Genomic DNA, 16,250 nt, shown 5'->3' with positions numbered 1-16,250 from the left:
GCTGAGGCCATGGAATCCACACCGCAGACCTGGTCGGACGCCGACGTCTACCTCGCCGACACCCTCGTCGGGCACGACGACGCACTGGAGGCCGCGCTCGCCGCACAGCGCGCGGCGGGCCTCCCCGAGATCGAGGTCGCGCCGGTCGGAGGCAAGCTCCTGCACCTGCTCGCCCGCATCAGCGGCGCGCGCCGGGTGCTCGAGATCGGCACGCTCGGCGGGTACTCGACGATCTGGTTGGCGCGGGCGGTCGGTCCCGAGGGCCGCGTCATCTCCGTCGAGGCCGAGGCGGCCAACGCGGCCGTCGCGCGGTCGAGCATCGACGCCGCGGGGGTGGGGGAGCGCGTCGACATCCGGATCGGCCGCGGGGCGGATGTTCTGCCGACCCTCGTCGGCGGGTTCGACCTCGTCTTCATCGACGCCGACAAGGAGTCGAACACGGTCTACCTCGACTGGGCGGCGAAGCTCGGTCATCCCGGCACCGTGATCGTGCTCGACAACATCGGCCGCGACGGCGAGATCGTGCGCGAGGACTCGACCGATCCGAAGGTGATCGGCACGCGCGAAGGACTGCACATGCTCGGAACCGATCCGCGATTCGACGCGACCGCGCTGCAGACCGTCGGCATCAAGGGATGGGACGGCGTGGCGATCGCCCTGGTCGTCTGACGTTCGGCTGATGTTCGCCCGGGGAGGGCTGCAAGGCGTCGGAGGGGGCGGGCTAGACTGGGCGACGGATCGAAGACGCTCCACATCACTTTTCCCCCTGAACAAGGAGCACATCAGTGGCACTGATCGAGGCTGTAGGCGCACGTGAGATTCTCGACTCGCGCGGAAACCCGACCGTCGAGGTGGAGGTGCTCCTCGACGACGGCATCGTCCAGCGTGCCGCGGTTCCCTCCGGTGCCTCCACGGGTGCGTTCGAGGCGTACGAGCTGCGCGACGGAGACAAGAGCCGCTACGGCGGCAAGGGCGTGCTGAAGGCCGTCGAGGCCATCATCGATGAGCTCGGCCCGGCCCTCGAGGGTGTCGAGGCGAGCGAGCAGCGCATCGTCGACGAGATCCTCATCGAGGTCGACGGCACCGAGAACAAGAAGCGCGTCGGCGCGAACGCCATCCTCGGCGTCAGCCTCGCCGTGGCGAAGGCCGCCGCCGACTCGGCCGACCTGCCGCTGTTCCGCTACCTCGGCGGACCGAACGCTCATGTTCTCCCCGTCCCGCTGTTCAACGTCATCAACGGTGGCGAGCACGCCGACAACGGCATCGACATGCAGGAGTTCTTCCTCGCGCCGATCGGCGCCGAGACCTACTCGGAGTCCCTGCGCTGGGGCGTCGAGACCTACCACGTCCTGCGCAGCGAGCTGAAGGCCGCCGGTTACGCCACGGGCCTCGGCGACGAGGGCGGCTTCGCCCCCGACCTGCCCAGCAACCGCGAGGGCCTCGACTTCCTCGTCAAGGCGATCGAGAAGGCCGGCTTCACGCCGGGCCGCGACATCGCGCTCGGCCTCGATGTCGCCGCGACCGAGTTCTTCACCGACGGCGTCTACCGTCTCGACAACAAGGACTGGGACGCCGAGGCGCTCACCGAGTACTACGTCGGCCTCGTCAACGACTTCCCGATCGTCACGATCGAGGACGCCCTCGCCGAGGACGACTGGGACAACTGGAAGCACCTCACCGAGGCGCTCGGCTCCAAGGTGCAGCTCGTCGGCGACGACCTGTTCGTGACGAACCCGGCCCGTCTCGCCGACGGCATCAAGCGCGGTGTCGCCAACTCGCTGCTGGTCAAGGTCAACCAGATCGGAACGCTCACCGAGACGTTCGACGCGGTCAGCCTCGCACAGCGCTCGGGCTACACGGCGATGCTCTCGCACCGCTCGGGTGAGACCGAGGACACCACGATCGCCGACCTGGTCGTCGCGACGAACGCGGGTCAGATCAAGGCGGGTGCGCCTGCTCGCAGCGAGCGCGTCGCGAAGTACAATCAGCTTCTGCGCATCGAAGAGGAACTGGGCGATGCGGCGGTCTTCGCCGGCCGCTCGGCGTTCCCGCGCTACCAGGGCTGATCGCAGCTGAGACATCGACGAAGGAGGAGCCGTGGTACGACGACCGGCTCCTCCTTCGGCGTCTCCGGGGCAGTCCGCGGCGGCATCCGGAAAGAGGTCCGTGACCACGCCCGCGTCGCGCCGTGGTCGCGGGGCCGAGGCGAAGGTCGACGTGCGGGAGTGGGCCGCCGGCATCCGTCTCTCGGCGTTCTCGGTCATCATGCTGTCGCTCGTGGTGCTGGGCGCCTGGGTGCTCGTGCCGACGCTCGGCACGTTCATCGACCAGCGGCAGAAGATCGCCGCCCTCGAGGCCTCGGTGCAGGTCAGCGAGGAACAGATCGCCGAACTCGAGCAGGAGCGCGAGCGCTGGGACGACCCGGCGTTCATCACGACGCAGGCGCGTGAGCGCCTCTACTACGTCAAGCCCGGCGAGGTCGTCTTCCTCATCGACAACGACCTCGACGCCACCGATCTCCCGCGCGAGCAGGAGCCGGTGAGCGACACGCTCGAGGAGAAGCCGGCCGACTGGATGCCGCAACTCCTGCGCACCCTGGTGTCGAGCGGTCTGAGCGACACCGCCGCCGTCGCGGAGTGACCCCCGCTCCGAGCATCCTCTCGGCAGCCTCCCCTACGCTGGTGGGGTGACCACGCCGCCTTTCCCCGCGCCCACCGCCGCCGAGCTCGCCGTCGTGTCGACCCAGCTCGGGCGCCCCGTCCGCGGAGTCGTCGGCATCGCCGCGCGCTGCGCCTGCGGCAACCCGACGGTCGTCTCCACGACGCCCCGCCTGCCCGACGGCACCCCGTTCCCGACGTTCTACTACCTGACGCATCCGGCGGCGACGGCCGCGATGTCGACGCTCGAGGCCACACAGGTGATGCCCGAGTTCGCCGCGCTCCTCGAGACCGATGACGACGTGGCCGCCGGTTACCTCGCGGCGCACCGGGCCTATCTCGCCGACCGTGCACAGTTCGGCGAGGTCGCCGAGATCGACGGGATCTCCGCCGGCGGCATGCCGACGCGCGTGAAGTGCCTGCATGCGCTGGCCGGTCACGCGCTCGCGGCGGGCCCGGGAGTCAACCCGATCGGCGATCTCGCCCTCGCCCGCTCGAGCTGGTCGCCCGAAGTGTGCCGCTGCGATGCGCCCGGCGCGGCGCTCCGAGAAGAGACGGATCCGTCGGCGTGACGGTCCGGCGGACGCTGCGCACCACCGCCGCGGCGGCGCTGGTGGCGGTGTCCGTCCTGCTCCTGGGCGCCACGGCGACTCCCACCCCGACGCCGGGGCCGGGCACGGGTCCCGTACCGGACGATCCTTCCGATCCGGTGCGCGCGCAGGAATACTGGCTCGACGGCGCACGGATTCGCGAAGCCTGGCAGACGACGCGCGGCGAAGGCGTCACGATCGCGGTGATCGACACCGGCATCGGCAAGGTACCCGAGGCCTTCGGCGACGCGGTCGTCGGCGGCACCGACGTGTCGGGAACGGGATCTCCCGACGGCCGCACCGCGCTGGGCGCGGTCGACGGCAACCACGGCTCCTGGGTCGCATCGCTCGCGGCCGCCCGCGGTGCCGCCGACGGCACGGGGATGATCGGGGTCGCCCCCGAAGCGAATCTTCTGTCGATCTCGGTCGGCTTCGGCGCCGCGGCCGCCGTGCCGTTCAGCGAGCAGGTCGCCGAGGCGATGCGCTGGGCGGTCGACCATGGCGCTGACGTGATCAACCTCTCCTTCACCACGAACACGCTCGACTGGGACCAGAGCTGGGACGACGCGTTCCTCTACGCGTTCGACCACGATGTCGTCGTGGTCGTCGCCGCGGGCAACCGGGGGAGCGGCACGAGCATCATCGGTGCTCCCGCGACCATCCCGGGCGTGCTCACGGTCGGCGGCGTCGACCAGACCGGCACGGCCAGCGTCGAGGCGTCGACCCAGGGCATCACGATCGGCATCTCGGCGCCGAGCGAGGGGCTGCTCGGCGTCTCGGCCGATGGCAAGCTCGCCTCCTGGAACGGCACCAGCGGCGCGGCACCGATCGTCGCGGGCATCGCCGCGCTGATCCGGTCGGCCCATCCCGACATCCAGGCCATCGACGTGATCAATCGCATCATCAAGACCGCGATCCCGGTGCCCGGTGTCACCGAGGTCCCCGATCCGCTCTACGGATACGGACTCGTGGATGCCGCCGCGGCGATCTCCGCCGATCTCCCCGCGATCGACAAGAACCCGATGGGAGATCTCGCCGAATGGGTGCGGCTCTACCGCCGGGCCGCGGCGACCGATCCCGAGCCGGAACCCCAGGCGACGCCGGTGGAGGTTCCTCCGCTCCCCGCCGCCGATGCACCGACCGAAGCGGGCTCCCCGCTGCTTCCCAGCGCCGATTCACTGCGCTACGGTACCCTGCCGCTCATCGCCCTCACAGTCCCTGGTATCCTGGTGGGGCTTGGCGTCACCGCAGCTGCCCGGCGCATCCGATCGGCGCGCGTTCGACGTACGCCACATTCCTGACTCCGAGGAGTTGTCCCCCTGTGCCTCAGAACAGCACTGTGCCCAAGATTCTGATCGTCGGTGGAGGCTACGCAGGCTTCTACAGCGCATGGAAGCTCGAGAAGCACCTGCGCAAGGGCGAAGCCGACGTCACCATGGTCGACCCGCTGCCGTACATGACGTACCAGCCGTTCCTGCCCGAGGTCGCCGCAGGTTCGATCGAGGCGCGTCACTCGGTGGTCGCGCACCGTCGCCACCTCAAGCGCACGAACGTGGTCACCGCCAAGGTGACGAACATCAACCACGCCGAGAAGGTGGCGACGATCACGCCGCCCTCGGGTGAGCCGTACGAGTTCGCCTACGACCAGATCGTCGTCACCGCGGGCGCCGTGTCGCGCACGTTCCCGATCCCGGGCATCGCCGACAACGCGATCGGTCTGAAGACGATCGAAGAGGCCGTCGCGATCCGTGACCGCGTCATGTCGAACTTCGACAAGGCCGCGTCGCTGCCCGCAGGCCCCGAGCGCGATCGCCTGCTGACCGTCGTGGTCGTCGGTGGCGGGTTCGCCGGCATCGAGGTGTTCGCCGAGCTCCGCTCGCTCGCCTCGTCGCTCGTCGGCAAGTACCCGCAGCTGAGCTTCGACGACACGCACTTCCACCTCATCGAGGCGATGGGCCGCATCATGCCCGAGGTCTCGCTGCCGACCAGTGAGTGGGTGCTCAAGGACCTCGCCAAGCGCGGCGCCAACGTGCACCTCGACACGCAGCTCACGGGCGCGGTCGACGGCAACGTCGAGCTGTCGACCGGCGAGGTCATCCCGACCGACGTGATCGTCTGGACCGCCGGTGTCATGGCGAACCCGACGGTCGTGCGCGGTGGCGACCTGCCCGTCGAGGAGCGCGGCCGCATCCAGACTCGTGCAGACCTGCGCGTCGGAACCCCGGAGGCCTTCGTCGAGGGCGCCTGGGCCGCCGGTGACGTATCGGCCGTTCCCGACCTCTCGGGTGGAGGCGTCGGCGGCTTCTGCGTGCCGAACGCCCAGCACGCCGTGCGTCAGGCCAAGCTTCTCGCGAAGAACCTCGTTGCCGTCCTCCGGGGTGAAGAGCCCAAGGAGTACTTCCACAAGAACCTGGGAGCCGTCGCCGGTCTCGGCCTCTACAACGGTGTGTTCCAGTCCGGAAAGATCGCGCTCAAGGGCTTCGTCGCCTGGGTGGCGCACCGTGGCTACCACGGTCTGGCGATGCCGACGTGGGAGCGCAAGTGGCGCGTGCTGTGGGGCTGGTGGAACAACCTGTGGCTCGGTCGCGACATCGTGAACCTGCAGACCGTGCAGAACCCGCGTTACGTCTTCGAGGAGTTCGCCGCTCGTCCGCGTCCGGCGGCCGACGCCTCACCGGCCGCCGCCGACCCGGCGAAGAAGGCTCCGGCGCAGAAGGCGGATGCCGCCGCCGAGGTCCCGGAGAAGGCTTCGGCGACGAAGGCTCCTGCCAAGAAGCCCGCCGCGAAGAAGCCGGCTGCCGAGAAGGCCGCCGAGCCCGCCGCAGCGAAGTAATCCTCGTCACCGAACGCCCCGACTCCCGTCCGGAGTCGGGGCGTTCGTGCGTCACGCCGTATTCGCACGGGGCTCATAGGTGCGTTCGCTAGTCTTGGGCAGGCAAGGGGAGTACTCCCGTCTGCGGTGGTGTCGTCATTACGGACATGTCGATGTGTCCCGGCCCACCGGCCCCGCTCGGGGTGGAGGAGACCTGGCGTCCGCCGTCGCGGACAGCCGTGGATCCTCATCTCCCATCGTGGTTCCCGCGGTCGTCCGCACACGACCCGAAGGAATCGCATCTCATGGGAAAGCTCTCCCGCCTCATCGGAATGGCCGCGCAGGCGCTCGACCTCGACTCCGGTGATCGTCGCCGCGATCAAGCCGCGCCGCAGGCCGCGGCCCCGACCGGAACTCCGCAGCGGCCCGTTCGCGGTCATGACCCCTACGCGCCGCCGGCCGCGCCGAGCGCGCACCGGCCGACCCCGCAGGCGGGGGCGCGTGTGTCCGACGCCGATCGCGCGGCGATCGCGCGTTACGACTACCTGATGCGGACCGCCGACCCGCAGCGCATCGAGCAGATGCACCGCGAGGCCTTCGAACGTCTCACACCGGCGCAGCGTGCGCAGATCGAGGACCGCATGCGTGAGGAGCTTCCTCCGCACGAGCGTCCGGCATCCGCATCGGCCGACCACCTCGCGCGGGCGGCCGGGCGTGCCGAGGCGGGGAGGCCTGGACGGATGCGGGGACTGCTCTCGCGCGTGCGCGGCGGCAGCCGCGGGCTCGGCGCGGCGGGAGCCGTCGGCGGTGCGGCGATCGGAGTCCTCGGCGCAGTGGCGGGAGGTGCGGTGCTCAGCACCGCCGCGGGCCCCTTGCTCGACCAGGCGGCGAACCTGGGTGTGGACTTCACAGCTCTCGCCGAGGGCATCGATCTCGAGGCGATCGCCGCGGGTGTCGATGTCGAGGGCTTCGCGGGTGCGGCCGAGGGGGTCGTCGGGTCGGCCGGGGAGGCGGTCAGCGGGCTGGGTGAGACGGCGAGCGGCTGGGGAGACAAGCTCGGGGAGCTCGGGCTCCCCGACATCCGCGACCTCTTCGGACGCTGAGCGGGTGCAGACCCCGCAGCGGCGGGTCATTCCGCCCGGCGCGTCGCCTTCCGCGACCGTCGGGCGGTCCACCAAGGAACGAGGAAGACCAGCGCGGCTGCCACGAGGAGGCCACGCACGATCCAGAGACCGAGTTCAGATTCGACCCGATAGCTGCCGGGGATGCCCAGCAGTGCCATTGCGATCTGCGGCCATCCGAATCGCCCGGGAAGGGCGGCGCTGAGGTCGAGAGCCCCGGCGCCCACGAGGATCACCGTTCCCAGGGCGAGGAGGATCAGCGGCATGATGAGTCCGGCGGCGGCATTCTTCTCGCCTCGCACCAGTCGGATGACGGAGCCGACGAGATGGAAGAGCGGCATGACGATGAAGAACCACAGCAGCGCGCCGAATCCGTATCCCAGCAGCAGCAGCACGGCCTGCATGCCGAGGACCCCGAGCGAGCCGCCGATCGAGGCCGACCCGAAGTAGTCCGGCTCGGAGAGGATCGCGGGGACGGACGCCGCGAGCAGGCCGGCGGGCAGCACGGCGAACAGCCACCAGAGGAAGTCGAACCGGACCCGTCGGTGCTTCAGCGAATTGTGCGCGACCATCTGGATCGTCAGCGCGACGACCACCATCGGTACGCCCACCATCGTGAGGAACGCTGCCGCGCCGTCGTTCGCCGAGGGATCCAGAGCCCAGAGGAGAAGGACGCCGCTGCCGAGTCCGCATGCCACGAGCGCGATGACGGGGCGGAGAAGGGAGACCCGAGGGCGGTCGATGCGCGGCGGCGCACCCTTCCCGCCATTGCGCAGGCCACGATCTGCATCGGCCGAGACGGACTCATCGGGAGAAGCGGTCACCCTCAGACCGTATCAACCCGATGATGGAGGCGTCGCGCCTCATCGGGAAGAGCAGTGCCCCCGCTGGGACTCGAACCCAGACTGAAGCGATTTTAAGTCGCCTGCCTCTGCCATTGGGCTACGGGGGCCCCGTCGTGGCCAGCCTATCGAAGCCTCCGCGTGCGATCCGGTCCCGCGACCCGTGACCCTGAGTCCGAGAAGCCGTAGGGTGGGGGAGTGCTCGACCTCACAGCCGAACTGAGCCCCGATCCGCACCGCACCGGGGTGTCCCCCGAGTGGGAGGACCCCGCGAGATACTGGTCGCGTCTGTCGGCCGTGACCGCGCACCTGCCGGCCCCGGTGGCCGTGATCGATCGCGACGCTCTTCGCTACAACGCGATGGACATGCTCGTTCGCGCGGGGGGCCTGCCGATCCGGGTCGCCTCGAAGTCGGTGCGCGTGCGTGCCGTGCTCGACGCGGTCCTGGCTCTTCCGGGCTACCGGGGCATCCTCGCCTTCACGCTCGCCGAGGCGCTGTGGCTGGCCGAGACGCACGACGACATCGTCATCGGCTATCCCACGGTCGACCGGGCTGCACTTGCGCGGCTCTTCGCCGACGAGCAGGCGGCCCGACGCATCACCCTGATGGTCGATGACCCTGCGCACCTGGACTTCATCGACAGCGTCGCCGGCCCCGATCGTCGGCCGGAGATCCGCGTCGCGATCGACGTCGATGCGTCGTGGCGCTCGACCGTGCTCGGTCATATCGGGGTTCGCCGCTCGGCCCTCTTCAGCGCGGGCGAGGTCGCGGCGTTCGCCCGCGAGGTGGCGGCGCGCCCCGGGTTCCGGCTGGTCGGGTTGCAAATGTACGACGCCCAGATCGCCGGGCAGGGCGACGACGCGGGGTCGGATGCACCGCTGATCCGTCTCGTCCAGGCGCGTTCGCGCGCCGAGCTGCGCGAGCGGCGGGCCGCGATCGTCTCGGCGGTCGCCGAGGTCGCTCCGCTCGATTTCCTCAACGGCGGCGGCACGGGTTCGCTCGAGTTCACGGCGAGCGATGAGTCGCTCACCGAGGCGAGTGCCGGGAGCGGTCTCCTCGGCGGTCACCTCTTCGACGGGTACCGCTCGTTCCAGCCCGCGCCGGCGTCCGCGTTCGCGTTCGACGTCGTACGACGCCCCGCTGCCGACATCGCCACCGTGCTCGGCGGGGGATGGATCGCGTCGGGTCCGCCCGTCGCCTCCCGTCAGCCCCGCCCGGTGTGGCCGGAGGGCCTGCGCACCCTGCCGCGCGAGGCCGCGGGCGAGGTGCAGACACCGCTCCAGGGCCCCGCTGCCGTCTCGCTCGGCGTCGGCGACCGCGTCTGGTTCCGGCACGCGAAGAGCGGTGAGCCGGCGGAACGCATCGATCGCTATCAGCTCGTCTCGGGCGACGAGATCGTCGACGAGCTGCCCACCTATCGCGGTGAAGGAAAGGCGTTCCTGTGACGAGAATCGGCGGCACCTGGCAGAACTGGGGGCGGTCGGCATCCGTCAAGCCCGTCCGTGTCGAGCGTCCGCGCACGCCCGAAGGGGTGCAGCGCGCCGTCGTGGCCGCCGCCTCGCAGGGGCTGACGATCAAAGCCGTCGGCGCCGGGCACAGTTTCACCGGGATCGCGGTCGCCCCGGGTGTGCTGCTCGAACTCGACGATCTGCAGGGCCTGGTGTCGGCGGATGCCGAGACCGGCCGGGTGACCCTGCTCGCCGGCACACGTCTGCACCGCATCCCCGGTCTGCTCGCGCCGTTCGGCCTCGCGATGGAGAACCTGGGCGACATCGATCGGCAGTCGATCTCGGGGGCGATCTCCACGGGAACGCACGGCACGGGCACCGGGTTCGGGGGACTCGCGGCGCAGGTCGTCGGCGTCACCCTGGTGACAGCCGCGGGCGAGTTCCTCCGTGTCGACCACGAGCAGAACAGCGATCTGCTCCCCGCCGTCGCGCTCGGACTCGGAGCGCTCGGCATCCTCGTCGAGGTGACGCTGCAGTGCGTTCCCGCCTTCGTGCTGCACGCCGTCGATGCTCCCGCCCCTCTGGCAGACGTGCTCGCGACGCTGCACGATCGCGCAGCAGCATCGGATCACTTCGAGTTCTACTGGTTCCCGCACACCGACGTCGCGCTCACGAAACGGCAGACCCGTCTCGACGAGTCGGCGGTGCGCAAGCCTCTCCCTCTCTTCGGCAAGTGGGTCGACGAGTCGCTGCTCTCGAACGGCGTCTACCGCGCGGTGTGCGCTGCGGGTCAGGTGGTCCCGGCGGTCACACCCCCTTTCAGCCGCCTCGCCGTGAAGCTCACCGGCGATCGGGAGTACACCGACCTCTCGCACCGGGTGCTCACGCAGTCGCGCAACGTGCGCTTCCGCGAGATGGAGTACGCCGTGCCGGCGGAACGGATCGTGCCGGTTTTCCGCGCCGTGCAGGCACTGATCACCCAGCGCGGATGGCGCATCGAGTTCCCGCTCGAGGTGCGATTCGCGGCGGAGGACGACCGCTGGTTGTCGACGGCCTACGGGAGAGCCAGCGCATACATCGCCGTGCACCGCTACTGGCGGGCCGATCCGACGGAGTACTTCGAGGCGGTCGAGCAGATCATGCACGAGCACGACGGGCGCCCGCACTGGGGGAAGCTGCACACTCTGAACGCCGATCAGCTGCGTGCGAGGTATCCCCGGTTCGATGACTTCGTCGCGCTGCGCGACCGGCTCGACCCCGATCGGCTCTTCCGCAACCGGTATCTCGATCGCGTTCTCGGAGCCTGAAAGCATTCACAGGTCGGAGATGCGTCACGCCCAGTCCACGTGCAGGCGCGGTGGATAGGATGAGACAAACACGAGGAAGGGTGGGCCTCTGATGGAATGGCTCGTGCCGGTACTGATCATCGTCGGCGTGATTCTGCTGGTCGGCATCTATCTGTGGGCCACGTACAACTCTCTGGTCCAGTTGAACGTCCGCGTCGACGAGGCATGGAGCGGCATCACCGTCCAGCTCAAGCGTCGAGCCGATCTCATCCCCAACCTCATCGAGACCGTCAAGGGCTACGCCTCGCACGAGAAGGCCGTCTTCGAGAACGTGACCCGTGCGCGCGCCGAGACGCTCTCCGCGAGCGGACCCGGTGCCGCCGGCATCGCCGAGGGACACCTGCAGCAGGCGTTGCGCAGCCTGTTCGCCGTTGCGGAGGCGTACCCGCAGCTGCAGGCCAGCACGAACTTCCTCCAGGTGCAGCAGGCTCTCGTCGACACCGAAGACAAGATCCAGGCCGCGCGCCGGTTCTACAACGGCGGTGTGCGCGAGCTCAACACCAAGATCAAGGTGTTCCCGAACAACCTCTTCGCCAAGGGCCTGGGATTCACCGAGCGCGAGTTCTTCGAGGTCGCTGACAGCGGAGCGATCTCCGAGCCGCCGCGCGTCCAGTTCTGAGCGCGTTCCGCTTGCTGCTCTCGTGAATGACCCTCACCACACGGTGAGGGTCATCTCGTTTCCGGCGAACGTCACGTCTCCCCGCACCGCCCAGTTCTCGCTGCGATAGGTGGTCGTGCGTGAGCCGCCGCCGCGAGCGGTGCCGGTGAGGGTCGCCACGAGTTTCCCGCCGCTCGCCGTGAAGCTCGTACCGTCGTCTGCCAGTGCAACCGTCGGCATCGTATCGATGCGGAACGCGGCATCGTCGACCGTGCGGAACTCGGTGCCCCAGGGGATACGGATGCCGCAGCCGTCCGCGGGGAGGGCCGTTTCCTTCGCGCATGCCTCGAGGAGCGCGTCGAGTCGCTGCTGCGCCGCCGCCGTCGTCTCGGGCCGCAGCGAGGTCTCGACCTCGACCTCGTCAGCCGCCCCCGGAAGCGCCACGACGTGCACCGACCCCGTGAGGTACGCGGCCGGTGCAGCCGCGACCGTGTAGACGGCGGGGACGAGCGCGAGCGCTGTCGAGACATCGAGCACGGTATCTCCGATCGAGACGGCCGTGCCCGCGGTCGTCGAGACCGTCACCTCGGCGAGACCCGAGCCGTCCGGGACCCAGCGGCCGTCGGAACGGACGAGCGCGAGGTCGGCGTCGTGCTCGGCGCCTCCCAGCGTGAAAGACACGTGTGCCGTCGCGTTCGATCCCTTCTCGTCGACCGAGATCACGGTGGCCTCGGAGACGACCGAATCGGCGTCGTCGAAAGCCTGCAGCGCTTCGTCCGAGAGGTCGATCCCGGTGTCCCGCACCGCTGCGGCATCGCCGGATTCGAGCGCCCGAAGATACGCGCGCGCGGCCTCGTCGGCAGAACCCGCCCGCGACTGCGCCTGCCAGATCACGATGACCGCGACGACCAGCAGCACCGCGATCATCGCGACGACGAGCCACGCCCAGGGTCGAGTGCTCCCGCGCCGCGCGCGCGGGTGCGGATTCGTCGCGCTCCGGACGGTCATCCGGCGGCCTCCCGTGCGTGGACGTGCCGGCGAACCACGCCGCCGAGGGCGTGCAACGCTCCGTGGATCGCGTCGGACGCGTCGCCCCATCCCGACACCGAAATGTGCTCGAGTCCCTGCCAGGCGGCGGCGAGAGCGAGTTCGCGGGCGATCGGCTCGGAGTCTGCGGATCGCGCCTGCGGCTCCCACCAGGCGGACTGCACTTGCAGCGTAGAGGTGGAACGGTCGGCCTTGAGATCGACGCGGGCCACGATGCGGTCGCCGACGAGCACGGGCAACGAGTAGTAGCCGTAGCGACGTTTCTCGGCAGGGACGTAGATCTCGATGCGGTAGTCGAGATCGAAGGTGCGCAGTGCTCGATCGCGGAACCACACGACAGGATCGAACGGGGTGAGCAGCGCGGCGTTCCCGACGGCGCGCGGGAGGACGCTGTCCCGATGCCGCCAGGCGGGGAGGGGGCGCCCGCCGCGCTCCCAGCCGCGAACCCGCACGGGGAGGATCTCCCCGGCATCGGAGAGATCGGAGATCGCCTGGGACACCGCGGCGCGGTCGCGGATGCGGTAGTAATCGGCGAGATCGGACTGCGTCGCGACGCCGGACGAACGTGCGGCGCGGCGCACGAGTTCGCGGATCGCATCGGAGCGGGGAATGGTCCGCTCGCGCACGTCTGCGGGGATCACGTGCTCGGCGAGTGCATAGGTGCGCTCGAATCCCTTGCGGCCGCTGATCGCCACGTCGCCCGTGCGCCACAGGTGTTCGAGAGCGAGCTTGACGTCGTCCCAGTCCCACCACGTGCCTCGCTCGCGGGGCGCGTCGTCGCGCAGGTCCACCGGGCGCAGCGGACCTCGCGCGCGCAGTTCGTCCTGCACCCACGCGAGGGTTCGGGCGTTCTGGCTCATCCACGACTCGTCGCCCGACCAACGACGGCGGAAGTCATCCATCCGGAACCGCCAGAGGGGCCAGTCCTCGATCGGGATGAACGTCGCCTCGTGGGCGAGGTACTCGACGTAGTGGGTGGTCCGGGAGAGGAACACGCGGTCGAGGAGGGCCGGATCGTAGGCTCCCAGACGGGAGAACAGGGGCATGTAGTGCGACCGGGCGAAGACGTTCACGGAGTCGATCTGCAGCACACCGAGCCGCTCCATCGCCCGGTGCACGTGCCGAGAGGAGACCTCCCTCGGGCGCGCGCGCGTGAACCCCTGAGCGGCGAGGGCGATGCGCCGCGCCTGGGCGGTGCTGAGGGTTTCGGTCACGTCGGAAAGCGTAGCCCCGGTCGCCGACATCGCAGGCTCGTGACGGGCCGCCGAAGGATGCGCGTGACGGCATACGGCATCGCCGTAGACTTGGGCGATGAGCGACGAGCAGCGACCGCGGTTGAGGGATCTCCTGCGTCCGCGCCCGGTCTCGACCGACCGGACGGTGACGACCGAGGCGGAGGAGGCGGTGCCCCTCCCGTTGCGGATCACGGCGGGCTACGCGTGGCGTCTGCTGCTGATCGCCGCGGTCGTGGCGGGATTCATCTGGATCGTCATCCAGCTCAAGCTGCTCGTGATCCCGCTCATGGTCGGCATCCTCATCACCGCTCTGCTGTGGCCGGCGTTCGAGTGGATGCTGCGGCACCGGTTCCCGCGGTGGCTCGCCGTCGCGATCTCGATCCTCGGCACGATCGCGATCGTATCGACGCTGCTGTGGCTCGTGATCTGGCAGATCCGCGCCCAGCTCCCGGATGTGCAGGCGCGCACGGGGGCCGCGGTCGAGCAGTTCCGGCAGTTCCTCCTCGACGGCCCGCTGCACCTGACCGACAAGCAGATCCAGGGCTACATCGATCAGGGCTTCGAACTCGTCAACGAGCAGGCCCAGCTCCTCCTCAACGGGGCTCTCGCCGTCGGAACCACGGCCGCTCATGTCGTGACCGGCGCCGTCCTGTCGCTGTTCATCCTCATCTGCCTGCTGGCCGACGGAGCGGGGATCTGGCGATGGACGCTCCGTCTCTTCCCGCGTAAAGCGCGTCCCGCCGCCGACAGCGCGGCTCACAACGGCTGGTCGACGATCGTCAACTACGCACGCACTCAGCTGCTCGTCGCCGCGATCGACGCCGTCGGCATCGGCACCGGAGCGGCCCTCCTCGGCGTTCCCCTCGCCCTCCCGGTCGCGGTTCTCGTGTTCCTCGGTTCGTTCATCCCGATCGTCGGTGCCGTCGTCACCGGCGCGATCGCGGTGCTGCTCGCCCTCGTCTACAACGGTCCGTGGATCGCCCTCGCGATGCTCATCGTCGTGCTCGGGGTCCAGCAGCTCGAGGGCCATGTCCTGCAGCCGATCCTCATGGGGTCCGCCGTGAAGGTGCACCCCCTGGCGGTCGTGCTGGTGGTGGCCGGAGGATCCATGATCGGCGGCATCCCCGGCGCGCTGTTCGCCGTGCCGCTGGCCGCATTCGTGAACGTGGCCGCCGTGACCGTCAGCACCGGGTCGTGGCGCACGGGAGACCAACCAGACGCAGATCTGATCTGGAGCACAGTACCGCGACAGCGGAGACGGAGAAATCGATGAGCGCAGTCCCCAGCCTGACCGAGTTCGAGCACGCAGCTCAGAGTCTGGCTGAGGTGATCTCGCACACGCCCACGCTGCCCTCTCGCGCGCTGTCCGACATCCTCGGCGCCCCGGTGCTCCTGAAGATGGAGAACCTGCAGCGCACCGGCTCCTTCAAGATCCGTGGCGCGGCCTACCGTCTGTCACGGCTGAGCGCCGAAGAGCGCTCTCGCGGTGTGGTCGCGGCATCCGCCGGCAACCACGCCCAGGGCGTCGCGCTCGCGGCCCAGGCGCTGGGCATCCCGGCGACGATCTTCATGCCTCTGGGCGTGCCGGTGCCCAAGCTGCTCGCCACGCGCGGATACGGTGCCGAGGTCGTGCTCGAGGGGGAGACCGTCGCGACCTCGCTGCGATTGGCCGCGGAGTTCTCCGAGCGGACCGGAGCGGTGCTCATCCCTCCGTTCGATCACCGCGACGTGGTGATCGGCCAGGGCACGCTGGGCCTCGAGCTGCTCGCCGACGCTCCCGAGGTCGACACGATCGTACTCGGCATCGGCGGGGGAGGGCTCATCGCCGGCGTGGCCGCGGCGGTCAAGGCGCGCGCCGCCGAACTCGGCCGCGACGTGCGCATCATCGGCGTTCAGGCCGAGAACGCGGCGGCCGTGCCGCCGTCCCTCGCGGCCGGTCACCCTGTCGACATCGAGACGCGGCCGACCATCGCCGACGGCATCCTCGTCGCCCGCCCCGGGGCGATCCCGTTCGACATCATCAAGGACCTCGTCGATGAGGTCGTCACGGTCTCGGACGACGATCTGGCCCGGGCGATCCTGATCCTCCTCGAGCAGGCGAAGGTCGTCGTCGAGCCCGCGGGCGCGGCGGGAGTCGCCGCGATCCTGTCGGGGAAGATCGAGGCGACGGGCACGACGATGGCGGTGCTGTCGGGAGGGAACATCGATCCGCTCCTGCTCCAGCGCGTGGTCTCGCACGGTCTCGCCGCCTCCGGCCGCTACCTGACCATCCGCATCCCTCTTCCGGATCGTCCCGGCCAGCTCGCGCGCGTCTCGGAGCTCATCGCCGAGGCCGGAGCGAACGTCATCGAGGCGATGCACACCCGTCACGGGCACGGCCTGCAGATCAGCGACGTGATCCTCGAACTCAGCGTCGAGACCCGCGGCCCCGAGCACTCCGAGCACACGCTCGACACGCTCCGCCGCGAGGGCTTCGAGCCCCTCGTCGTTCCGGACTGACATCGAACGAAGAACGCCCCTCGTGCCGACAGGCCGAGGGGCGTTCTTCGTGAG

The 16,250-nt window shown here is 69.8% G+C and carries 15 protein-coding genes and 1 tRNA gene; 12 read left to right on the top strand and 4 right to left on the bottom strand.

Annotated features, from left to right (window positions below):
* Window positions 1–9 precede the first annotated feature (9 nt).
* The 7 genes from ACIPVN_RS05230 (at window position 10) to ACIPVN_RS05200 (ending at window position 7,162) form a co-directional block, all read left to right on the top strand.
* Window positions 10–669 (top strand): O-methyltransferase, encoded by a 660-nt coding sequence (locus tag ACIPVN_RS05230; protein ID WP_400440376.1) that lies wholly within the window; start codon window positions 10–12, stop codon window positions 667–669.
* 116 nt (window positions 670–785) lie between these two features.
* A complete protein-coding gene (gene eno, locus ACIPVN_RS05225) occupies window positions 786–2,066 on the top strand; it encodes a phosphopyruvate hydratase (protein WP_247623030.1) in 1,281 nt (426 codons plus the stop codon).
* A gap of 100 nt (window positions 2,067–2,166) precedes the next feature.
* A complete protein-coding gene (locus tag ACIPVN_RS05220) occupies window positions 2,167–2,640 on the top strand; it encodes a septum formation initiator family protein (protein WP_400440373.1) in 474 nt (157 codons plus the stop codon).
* 46 nt (window positions 2,641–2,686) lie between these two features.
* Entirely contained in the window at window positions 2,687–3,229 is a 543-nt protein-coding gene (locus ACIPVN_RS05215) for a DUF501 domain-containing protein (protein WP_400440370.1), read from the top strand.
* Window positions 3,226–4,548 (top strand): S8 family serine peptidase, encoded by a 1,323-nt coding sequence (locus tag ACIPVN_RS05210; RefSeq protein ID WP_400440367.1) that lies wholly within the window; start codon window positions 3,226–3,228, stop codon window positions 4,546–4,548. Before ACIPVN_RS05215 ends, ACIPVN_RS05210 begins: the two co-directional genes overlap by 4 nt.
* Before the next feature lie 38 nt (window positions 4,549–4,586).
* Window positions 4,587–6,080: an NAD(P)/FAD-dependent oxidoreductase gene (locus tag ACIPVN_RS05205; protein WP_400440364.1), complete on the top strand. Its 1,494-nt coding sequence runs from the start codon at window positions 4,587–4,589 to the stop codon at window positions 6,078–6,080.
* Between the two features lie 284 nt (window positions 6,081–6,364).
* Entirely contained in the window at window positions 6,365–7,162 is a 798-nt protein-coding gene (locus ACIPVN_RS05200) for a cation-transporting ATPase (RefSeq protein WP_400440361.1), read from the top strand.
* Window positions 7,163–7,188: 26 nt separating this feature from the next.
* On the opposite strand, the gene ACIPVN_RS05195 is transcribed toward ACIPVN_RS05200, so the two are convergent.
* Both ACIPVN_RS05195 and ACIPVN_RS05190 read right to left on the bottom strand, forming a co-directional pair.
* Complete coding sequence (locus ACIPVN_RS05195) at window positions 7,189–8,004, bottom strand: hypothetical protein (protein WP_400440358.1); 816 nt, start codon at window positions 8,002–8,004, stop codon at window positions 7,189–7,191.
* Window positions 8,005–8,059: 55 nt separating this feature from the next.
* Window positions 8,060–8,132: transfer RNA gene (locus tag ACIPVN_RS05190), tRNA-Leu, on the bottom strand.
* Window positions 8,133–8,220: 88 nt separating this feature from the next.
* Between ACIPVN_RS05190 and ACIPVN_RS05185 the strand changes: the two genes are divergently transcribed.
* The 3 genes from ACIPVN_RS05185 (at window position 8,221) to ACIPVN_RS05175 (ending at window position 11,436) form a co-directional block, all read left to right on the top strand.
* Entirely contained in the window at window positions 8,221–9,468 is a 1,248-nt protein-coding gene (locus tag ACIPVN_RS05185; RefSeq protein WP_400440355.1) for an alanine racemase, read from the top strand.
* Entirely contained in the window at window positions 9,465–10,778 is a 1,314-nt protein-coding gene (locus ACIPVN_RS05180) for a D-arabinono-1,4-lactone oxidase (protein ID WP_400440352.1), read from the top strand. The genes ACIPVN_RS05185 and ACIPVN_RS05180 overlap by 4 nt, the downstream gene beginning before the upstream one ends.
* Window positions 10,779–10,869: 91 nt before the next feature.
* On the top strand, window positions 10,870–11,436 hold the full coding sequence (locus ACIPVN_RS05175; RefSeq protein ID WP_247623022.1) for a LemA family protein: 567 nt from the start codon (window positions 10,870–10,872) through the stop codon (window positions 11,434–11,436).
* A 33-nt stretch (window positions 11,437–11,469) separates the two neighbouring features.
* Here the strand turns inward: ACIPVN_RS05175 and ACIPVN_RS05170 are convergent, their stop codons facing one another.
* Both ACIPVN_RS05170 and ACIPVN_RS05165 read right to left on the bottom strand, forming a co-directional pair.
* Window positions 11,470–12,423: a hypothetical protein gene (locus ACIPVN_RS05170; protein WP_400440349.1), complete on the bottom strand. Its 954-nt coding sequence runs from the start codon at window positions 12,421–12,423 to the stop codon at window positions 11,470–11,472.
* Window positions 12,420–13,676 (bottom strand): winged helix-turn-helix domain-containing protein, encoded by a 1,257-nt coding sequence (locus ACIPVN_RS05165; RefSeq protein ID WP_400440346.1) that lies wholly within the window; start codon window positions 13,674–13,676, stop codon window positions 12,420–12,422. The genes ACIPVN_RS05170 and ACIPVN_RS05165 overlap by 4 nt, the downstream gene beginning before the upstream one ends.
* Before the next feature lie 97 nt (window positions 13,677–13,773).
* Between ACIPVN_RS05165 and ACIPVN_RS05160 the strand changes: the two genes are divergently transcribed.
* Both ACIPVN_RS05160 and ilvA read left to right on the top strand, forming a co-directional pair.
* A complete protein-coding gene (locus tag ACIPVN_RS05160) occupies window positions 13,774–14,970 on the top strand; it encodes an AI-2E family transporter (RefSeq protein WP_400440343.1) in 1,197 nt (398 codons plus the stop codon).
* Entirely contained in the window at window positions 14,967–16,196 is a 1,230-nt protein-coding gene (gene ilvA, locus ACIPVN_RS05155; protein WP_400440340.1) for a threonine ammonia-lyase, read from the top strand. Before ACIPVN_RS05160 ends, ilvA begins: the two co-directional genes overlap by 4 nt.
* Window positions 16,197–16,250 lie beyond the last annotated feature (54 nt).

Origin of the sequence: Microbacterium sp. NPDC090003, from assembly GCF_044748385.1 — a bacterium.
In the GTDB taxonomy this organism is placed as follows: domain Bacteria; phylum Actinomycetota; class Actinomycetes; order Actinomycetales; family Microbacteriaceae; genus Microbacterium.
The sequence above is the reverse complement of the archived record's forward strand: the minus strand, read 5'-3'. Positions and strand labels throughout refer to the sequence as shown.

What these genes read in the sequence shown, in the direction of transcription:
- ACIPVN_RS05200 (WP_400440361.1), top strand. Translation starts at nt 6,365, where the DNA reads ATGGGAAAGCTCTCCCGCCTCATCGGAATGGCCGCGCAGGCGCTCGAC.
- ACIPVN_RS05175 (WP_247623022.1), top strand. Translation starts at nt 10,870, where the DNA reads ATGGAATGGCTCGTGCCGGTACTGATCATCGTCGGCGTGATTCTGCTG.
- ACIPVN_RS05160 (WP_400440343.1), top strand. Translation starts at nt 13,774, where the DNA reads ATGAGCGACGAGCAGCGACCGCGGTTGAGGGATCTCCTGCGTCCGCGC.
- ACIPVN_RS05170 (WP_400440349.1), bottom strand. Translation starts at nt 12,423, where the DNA reads ATGACCGTCCGGAGCGCGACGAATCCGCACCCGCGCGCGCGGCGCGGG.
- ilvA (WP_400440340.1), top strand. Translation starts at nt 14,967, where the DNA reads ATGAGCGCAGTCCCCAGCCTGACCGAGTTCGAGCACGCAGCTCAGAGT.
- ACIPVN_RS05230 (WP_400440376.1), top strand. Translation starts at nt 10, where the DNA reads ATGGAATCCACACCGCAGACCTGGTCGGACGCCGACGTCTACCTCGCC.